This window comes from Acidisoma sp. L85, assembly GCF_009765865.1.
Classification (GTDB): Bacteria; Pseudomonadota; Alphaproteobacteria; order Acetobacterales; family Acetobacteraceae; genus Acidisoma.
In genome coordinates, this window is record NZ_LMUQ01000073.1 from 201,109 (window position 1) to 218,674 (window position 17,566).

At 64.1% G+C, this 17,566-nt stretch carries 12 protein-coding genes; 7 read left to right on the forward strand and 5 right to left on the reverse strand.

Annotated features, from left to right (window positions below):
• Positions 1-245 precede the first annotated feature (245 nt).
• The 7 genes from GSQ83_RS24525 (at position 246) to GSQ83_RS24555 (ending at position 9,696) form a co-directional block, all read left to right on the forward strand.
• Entirely contained in the window at positions 246-1,241 is a 996-nt protein-coding gene (locus GSQ83_RS24525; RefSeq protein ID WP_254065883.1) for a LysR family transcriptional regulator, read from the forward strand.
• An 83-nt stretch (positions 1,242-1,324) separates the two neighbouring features.
• Complete coding sequence (locus GSQ83_RS24530) at positions 1,325-2,272, forward strand: fatty acid desaturase (RefSeq protein WP_158805487.1); 948 nt, start codon at positions 1,325-1,327, stop codon at positions 2,270-2,272.
• A 92-nt stretch (positions 2,273-2,364) separates the two neighbouring features.
• Positions 2,365-3,150 carry a sugar phosphate isomerase/epimerase gene (locus GSQ83_RS24535; protein ID WP_216850554.1) on the forward strand — a complete coding sequence of 262 codons (786 nt, stop codon included), beginning with the start codon at positions 2,365-2,367 and terminating at the stop codon, positions 3,148-3,150.
• 159 nt (positions 3,151-3,309) lie between these two features.
• Entirely contained in the window at positions 3,310-3,639 is a 330-nt protein-coding gene (locus tag GSQ83_RS24540; RefSeq protein ID WP_254065884.1) for a cupin domain-containing protein, read from the forward strand.
• A 12-nt stretch (positions 3,640-3,651) separates the two neighbouring features.
• Positions 3,652-7,335, forward strand: a complete 3,684-nt coding sequence (gene putA, locus GSQ83_RS24545) for a trifunctional transcriptional regulator/proline dehydrogenase/L-glutamate gamma-semialdehyde dehydrogenase (RefSeq protein WP_158805488.1) — start codon at positions 3,652-3,654, stop codon at positions 7,333-7,335.
• On the forward strand, positions 7,335-8,348 hold the full coding sequence (locus GSQ83_RS24550; protein WP_158805489.1) for a 4-hydroxyproline epimerase: 1,014 nt from the start codon (positions 7,335-7,337) through the stop codon (positions 8,346-8,348). Before putA ends, GSQ83_RS24550 begins: the two co-directional genes overlap by 1 nt.
• A 4-nt stretch (positions 8,349-8,352) precedes the next feature.
• Positions 8,353-9,696, forward strand: a complete 1,344-nt coding sequence (locus GSQ83_RS24555; RefSeq protein WP_216850555.1) for an NtaA/DmoA family FMN-dependent monooxygenase — start codon at positions 8,353-8,355, stop codon at positions 9,694-9,696.
• Here the strand turns inward: GSQ83_RS24555 and GSQ83_RS24560 are convergent.
• The 5 genes from GSQ83_RS24560 to GSQ83_RS24580 form a co-directional block, all read right to left on the reverse strand.
• Positions 9,693-10,286 carry a DUF1349 domain-containing protein gene (locus GSQ83_RS24560; RefSeq protein ID WP_254065885.1) on the reverse strand — a complete coding sequence of 198 codons (594 nt, stop codon included), beginning with the start codon at positions 10,284-10,286 and terminating at the stop codon, positions 9,693-9,695. The two genes, GSQ83_RS24555 and GSQ83_RS24560, sit on opposite strands and share 4 nt — an antisense overlap.
• Positions 10,283-14,017 (reverse strand): PAS domain-containing protein, encoded by a 3,735-nt coding sequence (locus GSQ83_RS24565; protein ID WP_216850556.1) that lies wholly within the window; start codon positions 14,015-14,017, stop codon positions 10,283-10,285. The genes GSQ83_RS24560 and GSQ83_RS24565 overlap by 4 nt, the downstream gene beginning before the upstream one ends.
• Positions 14,018-14,104: 87 nt before the next feature.
• Positions 14,105-15,217: an NAD(P)/FAD-dependent oxidoreductase gene (locus GSQ83_RS24570; RefSeq protein ID WP_158805490.1), complete on the reverse strand. Its 1,113-nt coding sequence runs from the start codon at positions 15,215-15,217 to the stop codon at positions 14,105-14,107.
• Between the two features lie 39 nt (positions 15,218-15,256).
• Positions 15,257-16,324, reverse strand: a complete 1,068-nt coding sequence (locus tag GSQ83_RS24575) for a type III polyketide synthase (protein WP_158805491.1) — start codon at positions 16,322-16,324, stop codon at positions 15,257-15,259.
• Positions 16,325-16,583: 259 nt separating this feature from the next.
• Positions 16,584-17,552 (reverse strand): Hint domain-containing protein, encoded by a 969-nt coding sequence (locus GSQ83_RS24580; protein ID WP_216850557.1) that lies wholly within the window; start codon positions 17,550-17,552, stop codon positions 16,584-16,586.
• Positions 17,553-17,566 lie beyond the last annotated feature (14 nt).

Below are 17,566 nucleotides of genomic sequence, written 5' to 3' on the forward strand. Positions count from 1 at the left end.
TACCGCCGATCTGGTCAAGTGTAACGCATCTTAGGCCACGGCCGCTGACCGCAGACTCACGGGAGCCTATCCACCAGCCCATCCGCGCCACGTCTTTCGTCCGCGGAACATCGTCGGAGCCAGGCCGGGCACCAAGTCAGCCGATCGGACAAGGCGAGGAAGGCGAAAATCCCATCGGTTCAAGCCAATAGTCCTGATATTGCACAGCTCACGGATTCTGCGAAAGCTCATCATTTCGGAGTCCGGTGGGTGTCAGAACAGGATATTACCTTCCGTTCATGGCGAAGTTTTTCCAGGCACAACTGGCCGAAACCGATCTGCGGCTGCTTCGCGTCTTCCATACCGTCGCGGAGAAAGGCGGATTTACGGCTGCCGAGGTGACTCTGGGCAAGAGCAAATCGGCGATCAGCGCCGATATTTCGGCGCTGGAGAGCCGGCTCGGGGTAACGCTCTGCCAGCGCGGGCGGGGCGGTTTCTCTCTCACCAGCGAGGGAGTTCAGGTCCGCGAGGCGATCGAGCGCCTGCTGGTCGACTTCGATAGATTTCGCGATCGCGTCAATCGGGCCCGCGGCCGTTTGACGGGCACCCTGACCCTCCATGTGACCGACAATATCGTCACCTATAGCGATAGCCCGCTCGTCCGCGTCATGGGCAAATTCGCGTGCGACCATCCGGAGGTCTTCATCCAGCTCGCCTCCGCCCCAGCCAGTGACGTCGAGCAGGCCGTCCTCGAAGGGCGGGCCGCGATCGGCGTTTCGGTCCTGCCCAGGCTGGTCCCCGCGCTCGATCTGGTGCCGCTCTTCACCGAGACTTTGTATCTCTTCGCCGGTGCGGGCCATCCGCTCTTTTTGGCCGATCCGCAAAGTCTGACGCCGGAGGTCATCGGCCAATACAGATCGGTGGAAGTCTCGGCCGGAGCGACCGGACCCCACTGGCCGATCTGGCGCGAACATCTCAATTTCTCCGCTCATGCCGGCAGCATCGATGCCCGCGCCATCCTGCTCCTGAGCGGCGAGTTCCTCGGCTTCCTCCCGCCAGCCTATGCCGAGCCCTGGGTCAACCAAGGCCGGATGAAGGCGCTTATCCCAGACCGGCTATTCCTCACCAATGTCTTCCATGCCCTGACCCGGCGCGGGGCATCGCATGGATTGGTGGTGGAGTCGTTCAAAGCGATGCTGATCGCGGGTTTTGCCGACGAAGCGGGCACTTCGACGGATTTCGCGCCGGATCAGGCCGGCTGAAGTTCAGTTTGCGCCTTTCGCAACCATCGCCGCCTCGCCCCATCCTATAAATCGGCCTGCTAGGGCTGCTTGGAGTTGAAGCGATGCAGGATTGGGTCTCGGCGCGAGGGGCGAGGGTGGTGCCTTCCACCGTACTGAAGTCGCTCAGCGCGCGGTCCGATCTGCGCGGGCTGCTGCAACTTGGCAGCCAAATCGCGGCCATCGCGGCGACCATCGCCCTGGTAGTCATCCTGGCCTCCAGCGCTTGGGTCGTCTTGCCCTTCGCGGCGCTCGGCATCTTGTTGAACTGTATCTACGCGGGCCAGCATGAGATGAGCCACCGCACGGCCTTCCGCTCCCGTTGGCTGAATGACGGCGTGGGCGCCGCCATTGGCTTCCTCTCGATCTATCCCGCGCGCTGGGACCGCTACTTCCATTTCGCCCATCACCGCCACACCCAGGATCCGGAACGCGACCCCGAGCTACAGGCCCGTGGGGCGTACACGCCAATGTCCTATGCGCTCTACCTCATGGGCTTCACCTACTGGTATGGACGCGCCCGCAGCACCATCCGGATCGCTAGAGGACTTCTGCCCAGCTACGCGACCTATCTGTCACCGGCCCAGCGGGATGAGGTCATCGCCGAGGCGCGGTGGCACCTTCTCGGCTACGCGGCAATCCTGCTGATTTCCCTGGGTCTTCAGAACTGGGCCGCTTTGACCTTCTGGCTCGCGCCCATGATGCTGTTCAAATGGGTCCACAACCTGCAGAACACCGGCGAGCACACTTGCCTCACCCATGAGCAGGACACGCTCCGCAACACCCGCACCCTGCGCGGTCCGCCCCTGGTGCGATGGCTGGTCTGGAACATGTCCTACCACACCGCTCACCACACCTTCCCTGGCATTCCCTTCTTCGCTTTGCCGGCGCTCAACCATGAGATCCAGACCCGTCTCGGCGAAGTGCTGCCCGGCGCGGGATATATCGGCGCCCAGGTCGAAATCGTGGCGACGCTGCTGCGGGACGGGGACCGCATGGAAGCGGTGGCGTGAGCGCCCATCGGCTGGAGGTCTTCCAATCCCTCTGGGCCATGGAGCAGCGCCGCCCGGGCGTCCCCGAGCGGCCAGTCGAGGAAAGCTTTGCCATGGTGGCCGAGGCCGGCTTCGACGGCATGTGCATCGACCTCGGCGTGACTCCCATCGAGCAGGTCGCAGCCCTGGAGCCGCTTTTCGAGCGATACGGGCTCGCCTGCCTCATCACGGCGTTCGTTAAAACCATGGGCGGCCTCGCGCCGGTGCTTGATCTCGCTCGCCGGATGGACGCGCGCCACGTCAACCTCATCGGCCAGGTGATGCCGCTTGGTGTCGAAGCGACCGTGCCGGTGGCGCGCCGCTGGATGGAGATGGCCGAGAACGCCGGCGTCGCCCTGCACTTCGAGACGCATCGCAACAGCATCACCAACGACATGTTCGCGATGCTGCAACTGCTCGACGCCGTGCCGGAGTTGGTGATCTCGGCTGATCTCTCGCATTACGTGGTGGGCCGCGAATTCGACTCTCCGCCGGATGAACGCACCCAGTCGCATATCGCGCGGCTCCTGGCCCGCGCCGGCTCGTTCCAGGGGCGCGTCGCCTCTCGCCAGCAGATCCAGGTGCCTTTCGGCTTCCCGCAATACGCCAAATGGCTCGACCTGTTCCTGGCGTGGTGGGAGAAGGGATTCCGTCACTGGCGCGGGCACAGCGAACGCCGTCTCGAATACGGCGCGCTGAACTTTCTCTGCGAACTCGGACCACACGAATACGCAATGACCGGACCGGACGGATACGAGCTGTCAGATCGCTGGAACGAGGCGCTGATCCTTAAGAACCACGTTCGATGCATCTGGGCCGCGCTGGATGCAGAGGATGCCGCATCACGACAGCACGCCTAACTCGAAATTCACTTGAAATCCGCAGCGCTGATGAGCTCTAGGCCGAGGGTGACATCGTGACCTCCGGCTGGGGCTGGGTTGGGCATTATCGATCGAAGCTGGCTTGCCACGAGGCGCGGCTTTGGTGTCATGAGACGTCATTTTCCTGGCAAGGAGGACATGATGACGTTCCGCTGCGAGATTCCGGCACGGCCCACGGTCCAACAGGATGACGATGCCGTTCGGATCACGCGCTGGGACTTCGCACCCGGATCCGCGACCGGATGGCACGAGCACGGCTGGCCCTATGTCGTCGTCATGCTGGTGGCGGGAACGCTGCTGGTTCACGACGGAGCGAAGGTGACAGCGGTGCCGCTGGCCCAGGGGCAGTCCTACACGCGCGTCGCCGGCATCAAGCATGACGTGATGAACGGCTCGGACTACCCGATCGCCTTCGTGGAGATCGAACTCAAGCAGCCCTACGACATCGCGCCAAACCCCGGCGCCTGAAGCAACCCCGCAATGGCCATTTCCGAGCCTGCCATTTCCCCACTTTCCGACTCCGGCCCTGCCGAGCTTTTCGCCGCCTTCGCCGCAGGCGTGCAGACCCAGACCCTGCTCCGATCCACAATCACCGCCGCCTATCGCAGATCTGAACCCGACTGCCTTCCAACCCTGGTCGCGGCAGCCACCCTATCGCCCTCCGCCGCCCAGAAGGCTGAGGCACTGGCCCGCCAACTCGTCGAAGCCTTGCGGCGGAAGAAGCGCAGCGGGGGCGTGGATGGCCTCATTCACGAATACGCTCTGTCGAGCCAGGAGGGTGTCGCGCTGATGTGCCTGGCGGAGGCGCTGCTGCGGATCCCGGATGTCGGCACGCGGGACGCTCTGATCCGCGACAAGATCGCACCCGGCGATTGGCGCGCTCATCTTGGCCGCAGCCCGTCCTTGTTCGTGAATGCCGCCACCTGGGGTCTCGTCGTCACCGGCCGCCTGACCGCCACCAACAGCGAGACGACGCTGTCCGCCGCGCTCACCCGGCTGATCGGCAAGGGTGGTGAGCCACTCATCCGGCGGGGCGTCGATATGGCCATGCGCATGATGGGCGAGCAGTTCGTTCTCGGCCAGACGATCGACGAGGCGGTCACCCGCGGCCGCCGGATGGAAGCCAAGGGATTCCGCTACTCCTACGACATGCTCGGCGAGGCGGCGGCGACGGCAGAGGACGCAGCACGCTATCTCACGGAATACGAGGCGGCGATCCACGCGATCGGTAAGGCGTCAAAGCGGCGCGGCATTCTTGAGGGCGCTGGAATTTCGATCAAGCTCTCGGCGCTGCATCCGCGCTACAGCCGAGCCCAGCAGGATCGCGTCATTCGCGAACTCTTGCCGCGCCTCCTGCATCTGGCTCGGATGGCGCGCGGCTACGACATTGGCTTGAACATCGACGCCGAGGAAGCTGATCGTCTCGAACTGTCGCTCGATTTGCTGGAGGCGCTATGCCAAGAGCCCGCACTCGCCGGCTGGGGCGGCATCGGCTTCGTCGTGCAGGCTTACCAGAAGCGTGCCTTCTTCGTGCTGGACTGGGTCATCGATCTCGCACGGCGAACGGGCCATCGTATCATGCTAAGACTTGTGAAAGGTGCTTACTGGGACAGCGAGATCAAGCGCGCTCAGGTTGATGGTCAGGATGGATTCCCGGTCTTCACCCGCAAGGTCTACACGGACGTCTCATATCTTGCTTGCGCCCGTAAGCTGCTCGATGCCCCGGACGCCATCTTCCCCCAATTCGCCACCCATAACGCGCAGACCCTCGCCGCGATCATCGCGATGGCAAGCGAGCCGTTCTCGCCCGGTCAATACGAGTTCCAATGCCTCCACGGCATGGGCGAGCCGCTGTACGAGGAAGTTGTCGGGGCCGCCAAGCTCGGCCGCCCCTGTCGCATCTACGCCCCGGTCGGCACACATGAGACCTTGCTCGCCTACCTCGTGCGCCGGTTGCTGGAAAACGGCGCTAATTCCTCCTTCGTCAATCGCATCGCAGATTCCGCAGTCGCAATCGACGACCTCATCGCCGATCCCGTAACGACCGTGCGCGCCCAACACGCGAACTACACGCCGCATCCGGCAATCGCTCTCCCGAGCGACCTTTTCCGGCCGGATCGCGCAAACTCCGCAGGGCTGGATCTGTCCAACGAACAGACTCTCGCCTTGCTAGCCACTGTGTTGATTGACAGCCGGAACATCGCATGGCGCACGCAAGCGCCGAGTGTTCTACCGCAAGGCATCGCTAGGCCGATCCTCAATCCGGCGGATAGGCGCGATGAAGTCGGCACCGCATGGGATTCGTCTGGCGCGGAGCTCGAGAGCGCGCTCTCACGAGCCGCCGCGGCCGCATCTGCCTGGGCGGGAACGGCGGCGGCCGAGCGAGCCGCGATCCTCGCCCGAGCCGCCGACGAACTGGAAGCGCGGCGCCCGGAGCTGTTGGGACTTCTGGTCCGCGAGGCCGGCAAGACGCTCCCAAATGCAATCGGAGAGGTGCGGGAAGCTGCCGATTTCCTTCGCTACTACGGGGTTGAGGCGGCCCGTCAGTCCGGTGTTTCGGGACGGCCACTCGGCCCCGTGGCCTGCATCAGCCCGTGGAATTTCCCGCTTGCCATCTTCACTGGCCAGGTGGCGGCAGCGCTCGCCGCGGGCAATCCAGTACTCGCCAAGCCCGCCGAGGAGACGCCACTCGTCGCCACTGAAGCGGTGCGGATTTTTCATGAATCCGGCATTCCCCCGGACGTGCTGCAACTCATTCCCGGCGTTGGTGCCACCGGTGCCGCCCTGGTGGCCGATGCGCGAGTACAGGGCGTGGTCTTCACCGGGTCCACCTCGGTCGCGCGAGCAATCCAGAAGCAACTCGCCGGCCGCCTTTCGACCGACGGTACTCCCATCCCGCTGATCGCGGAAACCGGCGGCCAGAACGCCCTCGTCGTCGATAGCTCCGCCCTGGCCGAGCAGGTGGTCGCCGACGTGCTCGCTTCGGCCTTCGATTCAGCCGGCCAGCGCTGCTCCGCTCTCCGCATCCTGTGCCTCCAGGACGACACCGCTGACCGCACCCTGGCCATGCTGCGTGGCGCGATGCGGGAGCTAACGATCGGCCGGCCCGACAGCCTGGACGTCGATATCGGCCCCGTCATCAGCGCAGAGGCCCAGGCCGCGCTCCACGCCCATATCCAGACAATGCGCGAGCGGGGCCACAAGGTTGAGGCCTTGCCGCTGCCCGACGAAACCCGTCACGGCACCTTCGTCGCCCCCACACTGATCGAGATAAGCGCCATCGCCGATGTTGAGCGCGAAGTCTTCGGCCCGATTCTGCATGTCTTGCGTTTCGACCGCGAGAAGCTCGATGCGCTGATCGACGAGGTCAATGCGACCGGCTATGGCCTGACCTTCGGCCTGCACACCCGGATCGACGAAACAGTCGCGCGAGTCACAGCGCGCGTCCGGGCGGGCAATGTCTATGTCAACCGCAACATAATAGGCGCTGTCGTCGGCTCCCAGCCTTTCGGGGGTGGGGGTCTGTCCGGCACCGGACCGAAGGCAGGCGGTCCGCTGTATTTGCGGCGACTTATGACGACACCAGGCCCTGGCCATATGACAAGGGGCCTAGGCTGCGCGGCAGGAGACAGTTTCGCCGAGTGGCTGCGAAAAACAGGACGCGACGAGGCGGCCAAGCGCTGCAAGGCTTATCTCGACCGCTCGCCGCTCAACGTGTCGACCGACTTGCCGGGCCCGGCAGGTGAGCGCAACGTCTATCAACTTCATCCCAGAGGCTGCATCGCCGCGGTGTCACAGACGGAGGCAGGACTCTTGGACCAGCTTGGCGCGATCCTCGCCACGGGAAATACCGCTCTCGTCGATCGCCGGCATCCCTCACTCGCCGCGCTTACAGGCTTGCCACCGGACCTTGCGCGCCACGTTGTTGTCGCCGCTGACTGGCTGTCCGTTCCTGACATCGGTGGTGTATTGTTTGAGGGTGACGGAGACGCGCTGATGAACCTGAACGCTGAAGTAGCCGCTCGCCCAGGCGCGATCCTCACCGTACAGAACCTGCCCGTCGGCGAAACGGGATACTGCCTGGATTGGCTGCTCGAGGAAGTCTCGACCAGTACCAACACGGCTGCAGCGGGCGGCAACGCGACGCTTATGGCGATCACCTGATGACACCGGCCGAGACGCTCCACACCTTCCATTGCATTGACGGACATACCTGCGGCAATCCCGTTCGGCTGGTCGCTGGCGGCGGCCCGCTGCTGCGTGGCGCCACAATGAGCGAGAAGCGGCAGGACTTCATCACGCATCACGACTGGATCCGCCGTGCCCTCATGTTCGAGCCACGCGGCCACGACGTGATGAGCGGTTCCATCCTTTATCCGCCGACGCGCGATGACTGCGACATCGGTATTCTCTTCATCGAGGTCTCCGGCTGCCTGCCGATGTGCGGCCACGGCATGATCGGCACCGTCACGATGGCGCTGGAAAACGGCCTGGCGACAGCGCGGGAGGAGGGGCGGCTGATGCTCGACGCTCCTGCTGGGCCGGTTATGGCTGAATATCGCCGCCATGGACGCTTCATCGACAGCGTGCGCATCCACAACGTGCCATCCTACCTCGCGGCGGAAGCGGTCCTCATTGATGTGCCGGGTCTCGGCGAGCTCGCGGTCGATGTCGCCTATGGCGGCAATTTCTACGCCATCATCGACACGCAAAAGAATTTCGGCGGATTGGAGAGCCTTTCCGCCGCCGAGGTCCAGCACTACAGCCCAATCGTCCGCACGCTCGTCAACGCCGCGACAAACGCCGAGCATCCGGAGGATTTGACGATCCGCGGTATCAGCCACGTCCAATGGACCGGCGCGCCGCGCGACAAGCGCGCGCATGGCCGCAACGCAGTCTTCTATGGCGACAAGGCGATCGACCGCTCGCCTTGCGGCACCGGAACCTCGGCCCGCATGGCGCAGCTCGCAGCCAAGGGAAAGCTGAGTGTCGGCGATGACTTCATCCACGAAAGCATAATCGGCAGCCTGTTCGACGGCCGCGTCGAAAGCGACGCCTCCGTCGGCAATGTAAAGGGCATCCGCCCCAGCATCGCCGGATGGGCGCGCATGCATGGCTACAACACGATCTTCGTCGATCCGCGCGATCCTTTCGCGCATGGTTTCCAGGTCGTCTAACGCCGTGCCAAAGCCGCGCATCCATCTAGGTTTCGACTTTTCCTATACGCATATGGGCGGCCGATGGCGCATGCCCGGCTCCTGGCCCGGCCGCACTTTCCCTGATGTGGCGATGTTCGAGGAAATGGCGCGGATCGCCGAACGTGGCTGCCTCGACCTGCTGTTTTCCGGAGATGGCACCGGGGTCCCGGATACCTGGCGCGGCTCGCGTGACGCGGCGATCGAGTGGGGTGTGAGCTGGCCGCGCCAGGACCTCAATCCGCTGACCGTCGCCATGTCCCGCGTAACCAAGCATATCGGTTTCGGCCTGACCTATTCCTCGACCTTCATGCATCCATACTACACCGCACGGCTAATGAACTCGCTCGATCACATCACGAACGGGCGGATCGCGATGAACCTCGTCACCTCCACCCGCAAATCCGACGCCGCCAACTTCGGCTTCAACGAGCTGATGGAGCACAACACGCGCTACGAGCGCATGGAGGAATTCACCGACGTCTGCCGCGCCCTTTGGGACAGCACAGAACCCGACGCTATGCGGTGGGACCGCGAAACCGGCCGCGTAACGGACCCCGGCAAGGTCCATAACGTGAAACATGTCGGCAGATTCTTCAAGGTCGAGGGACCGCTCAACACGCCGCCATCGCCGCAGGGCCGCCCGGTTCTCATCCAAGCCGGCGGCTCGCCGCGCGGCATCCGCGCTTCCGCCTATGTCGCCGACCTTGTTTTCGGCCCCGACACGACGCTCGCGCAGCAGGTCAAACACCGCCATGCCCTCGATAGCGCTCTGACCGATCTAGGCCGTGCATCCAAGGGCGTCGGAATTCTGTGGCAAACGCCGATCGTCGTGGCGGAGACGGAGCGCGAGGCAAAGACGCAGCGCGATCGTCTGCTGACCGCCATCCCGCCTGAAGCAGTCGGCGCCTATCTCTCCTACAATAGCGGTTACGACTTCTCGACTTTGCCCGAGCGCTTCTCTCTGCAGGAGATCCAGCAGCAGATCATTGCCGCCAACGCCTCGCCGATCGGCTTCGTCCACGAGCTGCAAATGCAACTCGGCGAGACCGCGGAAGTCACCCGCGACACCTTCTTCGAGCACGGCCTCCGTGCCGCGACCAGCTATGACAAGACGGTCGCGGGCAGCGCCGCGCAGATGGCCGATCATCTGGAGGAAGCCTTCGAGGCGACCGGCAGCCGTGGTGGCTTTATGCTTGGCCACACCGTCTCGATGCCGAAAGACCTCATCGCCATTGTTGATCTTCTGGTCCCGGAGCTGCAGCGCCGCGGCCGCTTCCGCACGGCCTATTCCGGACGGACGCTGCGGGACAACCTGGCGGACACCTAACTCAGATCGTGCAGATCCTTCCCGAGAGGTGCGCTCACGCGAAAATCCGAAAACGCGACCTCTAGCCCCGATCGTTCAGGCGTGCAGCACATTGGCCCGACGAGATAACGCGCGGCCTTCGGAAATGGCGCCAGCCGAAATAGCGGCCAAGTTTCGCCATCCGCCGATACCTGCAACCTCAACACACCCTGCGCCACCGTCGCGCGGATCCAGAAGCTTGCCGCATCGCCGCCGTAAGCACCAATCGACCAGTCGGACTTCCCATCGGTCAGCACGCTGCTGAGCATCGCCGCCCCGTCGGAGATCTCGATCCCAGCCTTGAGCCATTGCGTCTCATCGATGCGCAGCATGAGACCCGCCTGATCATAGAGTTCCTCGTATCTCGCCTGAACCTTGATCTGCGCGGTGAAATCGCCGCTCACCAACCGGCCGAAGAAATGGCCGCTATCCCGCGTGAAGCCATAGTGCGTCTCGCGCCAAAAATCCGTCTCGGACTCTGTGATGACGCGCAGGGCGCCATCCTCCAGGCTCCAGTTCCGGGGCTCGTTCAGCCACGCACAGTCCTCGAACATGCCTTGCTCAGCCTTCACGAATTCGCATTGATGATCGCCTTGATCCGCGTTGCCAGCATGTCCATGCCGAAAGGCTTGATCATCACCTGCATGCCCGGCTCCAACTGGCTGTTGCCGACGATAGCGTTCTCCGCATAGCCCGTAATGAACAAGACCTTCAGCTCAGCGCGACTGATGCGTGCCGCGTCGGCCAACTGCCGGCCATTCATTCCACCCGGCAACCCGACATCGGTGATGAGCAGGTCGACCCGCGCGTCCGACTGCAACACCGCCAAGCCTGATGCGCCATCCGCCGCTTCGATCGCTCCATAGCCTAGCTCCTCAAGCACTTCCGCGACGAGCATCCGCACCGTCGGTTCGTCATCCACGACCAGCACGGTCTCGCCTGCCTCCGCCCTTGGCGGCGAAGCGAAGTGGAGAGGCACCGCGTCCTCCTGGACCTCGCCATGGTGCCGAGGCAGATAAATCCCGACTGTCGCGCCTTCGCCTATTTCGGATGTGATCCTCACCTGACCACCGGACTGCTTGGCGAAGCCGTAGATCATCGACAGGCCAAGCCCGGTGCCCTGACCAAGCGGCTTGGTTGTGAAGAACGGGTCGAAGGCTCTCGCCACCACGTCAGGCGGCATCCCGATCCCGCTGTCACTGACGCGGATCACCACATATTCCCCCGCAATCATGTCGCGCTGCCGCGCTTCCGCCTCGACCAGCGAAATATTGGCGGTCTCGATCGTCAGTCGCCCCCCATCCGGCATCGCATCCCGCGCATTGATACAAAGATTGAGGAGCGCGTTCTCCAACTGATTCGGATCGCACAGCGTCGGCCATAGTTCACCTGCCAACACTGTCTCGACACTGATTTGCGGCCCCATCGTGCGCCGGATCAGTTCCTCCATCTCGGCCACCAGCCGGTTAGCCTGGGTGGGCTTTGGATCGAGCGTCTGGCGGCGGGAGAAAGCCAATAGCCGGTGGGTCAGGGCGGCGGCGCGGCTGGCCGCGCCCTGGGCCGCCGCAACATAGCGATCGACCTCGCCGAGGCGCCCTTGCGCGACACGCGTCTGCAAAAGCTCCAGACTACCCGAGATGCCGGTCAGCAGATTGTTGAAGTCATGCGCGAGACCGCCTGTAAGCTGGCCGACCGCCTCCATTTTCTGACTCTGACGCAGCTGCTCTTCCAGCAGCCGCCGTGTTTCGGCCTGCTCCTTGTTCGAGGTGATATCGCGAACGCTCGCATAGACGAGCCCGTCGCGCGGCACCGCGTTCCATGAAAAATTGCGGTAGCTGCCGTCCCTGTGCCGGTAGCGATTTTCGAAGCTGAGCTGCGCCTCTCCGACTTTCAGCCCCGCTGCTGCCTTCAATGTTGCGGGACGGTCGGCGGGATGCACGAAGTCGATGGAGGGCACCGCCTTCATCTCATCTTCGGTCCAACCCAGCGTTGCGGTCCAGGCCGGATTCAGACTGAGGAAGAAACCCTCGAAATTCGCCACGCAGAGCATGTCCCGGGACGTCTGCCACACTTGGTCACGCTCGCGCGTGCGATCCTCGACACGCCGCTCCAGCGTCGCATTGATCTCCTGCAACGCAATTTCCGCCCGCCTGCGGGCAATGGCGGCACGGGTACGGTCCGCGAGGTTACGAAGAAAATCGATCTCCTCAGGCAGCCAGGCGCGCGCCTCGCCATGGGCGAGATAAAACACGGCCACAAAGACACCGCGTTCGAAGATCGGCACATTGACAGCGGCGCGGACACCGATCGCCCCAAAAGCGCCAGCCCCTCCGGCGGTGCGCCGATCAAGCTCCGTATCCGGGAAGACAACGGTTTCGCCCCGCTTCAGGTCGTCGATATAGGAACCGAAGTCACGAAAGCGGTGCATGCCGGCGATGCTGGCGATCCCAGGCGCCGTCCAGTCCCGCTCGATCGTTACCGTCTCCCAGGCAGCATCGATCGCTCCGTACCCCGCGCGGTTGATGTCGAGCGTGCGCCCCAGAATCTCGGCCGCCGCGAACGCCATCGCTGCAGGCTCCGCCGTCTCGCGCAACCGGTCGCCCAATTCCAGCAAGGCGACTTGCCGGATCTCCGCCTGCCTGCTCTCGGTAATATCGCGGCCGACGGTGACCAGGCGCTCCGGCCGCCCGTCGGCGTCGAACAGCGGTGAGACGACGACATCCCACCACTTCGGCGTGCCTTTATGAGTTGCGCAGAAACCCCTGAAGCGACCGGTGCCGCCGGCACGCGCTTCCGCCACGGCGGCGCAGGCGGCTACGTGGTCGTCATCCTTCCAGACACGAAGCCAGGACAGTCCGAGAATGGCATCGACATCGGCGATCTCCATGCTCTCGATGCCGCCGGCGTTGACGAATTGCGTATGGCCCTCGAGGTCGAGCACCACGATGCAATCGCGGCTCGAGGAAAGGATGAGCGCGTTGAGACCCTGCGCCTCGCGCAAAGCTTCCTCAGCGCGCCGGTTCTCCGTGATGTCCCGTGAAACGGCGAGCAGCTTCTCCGGCTTCCCATCCGCATCGAGCATCGCGGTGACCTGCACGTCCCACCACCGTGGCGTTCCGGCCATCGTGTCGCCCTGGCTTTGAAAATGGCCCGTGCAGCCTCGTCGCGCGGCTTCCACCGCGGCCAGCGCCTGTTCGTTGCCCGTGTCCTTCCAGAAGCCAGGCCAAGGACAGCCATGAATGCTGCCGAAATCATTCACCTCCATGACACGCCTGCCGCCATCGCTCATGAAGATGAGCCGGGCGTCGAGGTCGAGCACGCTGATGCAATCATTGGACGCGGCAAGGATGCTGCGGGTGAATTCCGCATCCGCCCGATGCCTCTCCGCGACGCGCCGGTCCTCGGTGAGGTCCCGAAGGATTTTGATGAAGCCGAGATGCACGCCGGCGTCGTTCTTCAGCGGCATGAGCTCGCCGCTCGCCCAGAACCGCGACTGATCCTTCTTGAGGTGCCAGCGTTCATCGCTGGCGCGCCCGACTGTCAGCGCGCGGTGCATTTCGGTACCCAGCCGGTCAATCGCCCGATCTTCCGGGGTGAAAAAGCGATCGGCCGGCGCGCCCTTCATTTCCTCCGCCGACCATCCGAAAATGCGCTCCGCACCGGTATTCCAGTCGGTGACCTGTCCTTCCTGATCCGTGGCGACGATCGCGAAATCGATGGCGCTCTCGAGAATGAGGCGACGACGATGCTCATCCTCCCGCTCGGCCGCCAGCGTCTCCCGCAGCAGATGCTCCTCGGTGACGTCGCGGCAAACGGCGAGCACGCCACCCACGCCATTCGGCACGGCTTCGTCATCGATCGCGGAAAAGCTGTAGGTCCAGAAGGACGGACCGTGGGCCCCGTGCCGCCGGACGGGGATCTGTTGATCCTCGTGCCAGGTGCTGGGCCCGCCATTCATAACGCCGTCGATCTGCGGACCAAAAATGGCCCAAGATTCCGGCCACCACTCATGGCCGCTGCCGCCGAGCGCAGCCGGATGCTTCTCCGGCCCCATCGTCTGGCGATAGGCGTCGTTATAGAACTGGACGAGACGAGGTCCCCACCAGATGAACATCGGGTGCTGAGAGGAGAGCGCCAAGCGGATGACGGTCTTCAGGCTCTGCGGCCAAGTTTCGAGCGGCCCGAGCGGGCTCGTCGACCAATCCCGCGCCCGCATCAGCGCGGCGATTTCACCGCCGCCCGCAACAAAGCCTGGCACGCCAATCGTCATGCGTAGCGGCTCGGCGATGGACCCGATATCCAAGGGGGTTCGCGACAAAGGCGGTGCGCCATGGGCGGGTTTGTGACACGCTCACAAACGAACCGAAAGCCCTCCAAGGTTGCCCCGAGATCAGGCCCCGGCCAGCGCGGCCATACGGGCCCGTTTCGGCACCCGGGTCGCGTGGGCGGCCACGCTGAGGAGAGTGGGCGCTAGCCCCGCCGTCGCGAGAAGCAGGTTTTGCGCATGCGGGTTGAGGAAGAGCCGCGAAACGACAGTCGCTCGGGAAACCTGCGAACCAACATCCCGACGAAGGCGTTCGATGTAGGAGGAAGGAGTTCCTCCTTGCAGCAGCCCGCTCGCCGCGCGGCGGGCGCTATGCAACGCGATCGACATTCCGTCTCCCGAGAAGGAGGGGATAACGGCGGCCTGATCTCCGAGCCGCCAGGTCTCCGCCTCGTCGGGCTGCGCGACAAAGCCGTAGGGGATGCCGGCGATGGCCAGGGGCCGTCGCCAAGCCGCCTCGGCCTCCGCAAGGCGCTCGCCGAAAGACGGGACCTCGTGGGAGATGGCCACGAGCAGCCTCACCCAGTCGTGGCCGAGTTCCGCGAAACGCGACCGCCGCACGACGAGGCAGAGATTGGCCCGATCATCCTCGACTGGCTGGAGACCGGCATAGCCGCCATCGAACAGCGCTAGCACAATGTGCTGGTCGATGGCGGCCGCCTGAACCGTGCCAAGCCGGAAATACATTTTGAAGCCGATGAGGTCGGCTTGCTTCCCCGGCGGCCGGCCCGCACCACGCAAATCGTGCTTCCCAGTAGCGAGGACAAGCTTCGCCGCCGCAACCTGGGTCCCATCCCGCAGGCGCAGCCGCCAGCCATCACCTTCCTGTCTCGTCTCCACGACAGCCTCGCCGCGCAGCAGCCGCGTGCCCTCCGCCGCTGCGTGGGCGAGCAGCGCCTCGTCGAGCACGCGGCGGGAGAGGCTGCGGGCCGGAAAGGGGAGGGTGATGTTGACCTCCCGCTCGCCGGCCGCGAGCGAGAGCTTACTGATCGGCACCGCTCCGAGAGCCTCGGCGTCGATACCGAGGGCGTCGAGCGACACCAGCGCCTCGTGGCTAAGGAATTCGCCGCATACCTTGTCGTGCGGCCCCGCTTCGCGCTCGATCAGCAATACGTCGCGGCCCGCGCGGCTCAGCTCGATGGCCAGCCCAGCGCCCGCCGGGCCGCCACCGATGATCACGATTTCCGCTCCCACCGGCTGGAATGAGTGGCCCATCGCTCAGACGGTGCGGAACAGCATGGTTTCGGCCATGAGGCCGGGTCCGAAGGCCATGGCGCAGCCGCGCTGTCCCGGCGCGACGGATCGCATCATCCGCTCCAATACGAAGAGGATAGTGGCCGAGGACATGTTCCCAAAGTCGCGTAGCACACCCCGCGAAATGTCAAGCGCCGCCGCCGGCAATGCGAGGGCGCCACCGACGGCATCCAACACCGAGCGGCCTCCCGGATGGACGGCCCACAAACCCATCTCTTCTGGCCCAACCCCGTTGAGGATCATTGGTGCCGCCGCCGTCAAACCCTCCGCGAGCGCCGAAGGCACCTGCCCGGACAGGTGCATGTCGAAACCGAGGTCGCCGATACGCCAGGTGATCAACCCCTCGCTCTCAGGCACTAAAGCGGCGTGGAAGTGGTCGAGGGCCAAGCCTTCGGGTTCCGCGCTCACCAGTGACGCGGCGCAACCATCGGCAAAGACCAGGAACGACAGCACGCGTTCGAGATCCTGCGTTTCCTGAAGATGCAGCGTGCAAAGTTCGAGATTGATCAGAAGCACACGCGATTCTGACTCCGACCGAACGATGTGCCGCGCGAGCTTGAGCGCGTTGAATGCGGCATAGCAGCCCATGAAACCGACCATCGTGCGCTCGACATTCGGCCGCAAACCCAACGCTGCGGCAAGCTGCATGTCGAGCCCCGGCGCATAGAAGCCGGTGCAGGAGGTCACGATAAGGTGAGTGATGGCGCCAAGGTCATTGGTCCGTTTCAAGCTTGCCACGGCACCGAGCGCAAGCGGCAGGGCCGTGCGCTCGTAGAGCGCCATACGGGTGGCCGAAGAAGGAAAGGCGCCGCGCGTGTAGAAACCGCCATCATCGACGGCGGCGCCCCCGGGATCCTTCGCTGGCGCGAGAACGGAATAGCGATGGGAGATACCTGAGCGTTCAGCCATGCGGCGGAACAGCCGCGCCCGGCGCGGATCATCGAGTAGGGAATCGGCAAAGCAGACGAAGGCGTCGTGAACGTCATTCCTCGGCACGCTGGTGCCGATACCGTTGAGGTAGGCAACCGCCATGGGTGAGGCTACTTGTCCAGTGGAGCAGGCCTAGCGAGCAATCCGTGGCGCGAGCCCGCAGGGACCTGCGCGCCGGATGCTCATCATTATCACAGGATACTGGACAAGTGGATGCGCGGCGGGAAGCGGGTCTGCCCTGCCGACGCCAGCGATGTTTGTATCGAAGAGATCGAACCCGTCGCGTGTTTAATCCTGGGAGTGACTCAGCGTTTCGGGAGGAAAGCGCTCGCCTCATCCCGAAACGCAGCAACGAAAGGGCCTAGGCGGCTTGCGCCTCCCCGAAGTGCCGAGCGGCTCGTTCCGCGAGACGGCGTAGTGTGGCACTCGGAACCTGCCGCTGAGCCTGGGCACGCGGATAGGGCATTTCCTCGATCGGTGCCGCGTCTGGCAGAGAAGCCTCATGCTCCTGCCAGTTGTCGAAGGCGAAGCGATCGACATTGTCGATGAAGGTCTCCGACGGCACGCCCTCGGCAAGCACGAGCGCGTGATCCGCCAGCTCGACGTGATAATACGCGAAGAACAGCGGCATGCGCGTCTCCCGCACGATCGAGACGCCGTTTTCGAGCGCGCCGGCTTGGATCAGCACATCGTCCACGAGCACCGCGTGGTCGGGCGACAGCAGCAGGTCGCGCAAGGGTAGCGCCTCGCCCAGCGCGCCAGCGCGGATACGGATCGGCATGATTTTGAGCGGATCGGAGAAATCGCGTGCGATGGACGCCTTGCCAAGCCAGCGCACGGGTGCGACCCCACCGCTCTGCGTGCTTACCAGGTCGCCGGGGAGCAGAGCCTCAACCAGAACTTCTCCATCAGGCGTGGCGATCCGCGTCCCGGCCAGGAAACAGTTGGGAGTGCCGTCCTGGATATTCCACTGAGTATGGCCGTCCTTGGGGTCGTCCTTAACCGCGGTGGAGATGAAGCTTAGAAATCCTTCGAGAAAGCCGTCCGTGCCGTTATTGGGCAGGAATAGGTGCAAGTTGCCCTGCTGATCCTCACCGATCAAACCCTGCAGTTCCGGCACCAGGGCGGATGTGGTGACGCCGATGTAGTTCATCGTCGAGAGCGTCGTCGAACCTTGCGAAACATCGAAGGCTTCTCTTAGCTGATCGCCAAGGATGTTCGGCGTGGCCCCATCACCGGTCAGCGTGACGCCACTCGCCGTGGGCACGGGGTTGTCGAGTATATACTGGCCGTTTTGGATAATTATATCGTATTCGAAATATGTTGTCATGCGCTGATCCTGTC

Coding starts and splice junctions, on each gene's coding strand:
- GSQ83_RS24580 (WP_216850557.1), bottom strand. CDS start 17,552: ATGACAACATATTTCGAATACGATATAATTATCCAAAACGGCCAGTAT.
- putA (WP_158805488.1), top strand. CDS start 3,652: ATGGCCATTTCCGAGCCTGCCATTTCCCCACTTTCCGACTCCGGCCCT.
- GSQ83_RS24540 (WP_254065884.1), top strand. CDS start 3,310: ATGATGACGTTCCGCTGCGAGATTCCGGCACGGCCCACGGTCCAACAG.
- GSQ83_RS24575 (WP_158805491.1), bottom strand. CDS start 16,324: ATGGCGGTTGCCTACCTCAACGGTATCGGCACCAGCGTGCCGAGGAAT.
- GSQ83_RS24530 (WP_158805487.1), top strand. CDS start 1,325: ATGCAGGATTGGGTCTCGGCGCGAGGGGCGAGGGTGGTGCCTTCCACC.
- GSQ83_RS24550 (WP_158805489.1), top strand. CDS start 7,335: ATGACACCGGCCGAGACGCTCCACACCTTCCATTGCATTGACGGACAT.
- GSQ83_RS24535 (WP_216850554.1), top strand. CDS start 2,365: ATGGTGGCCGAGGCCGGCTTCGACGGCATGTGCATCGACCTCGGCGTG.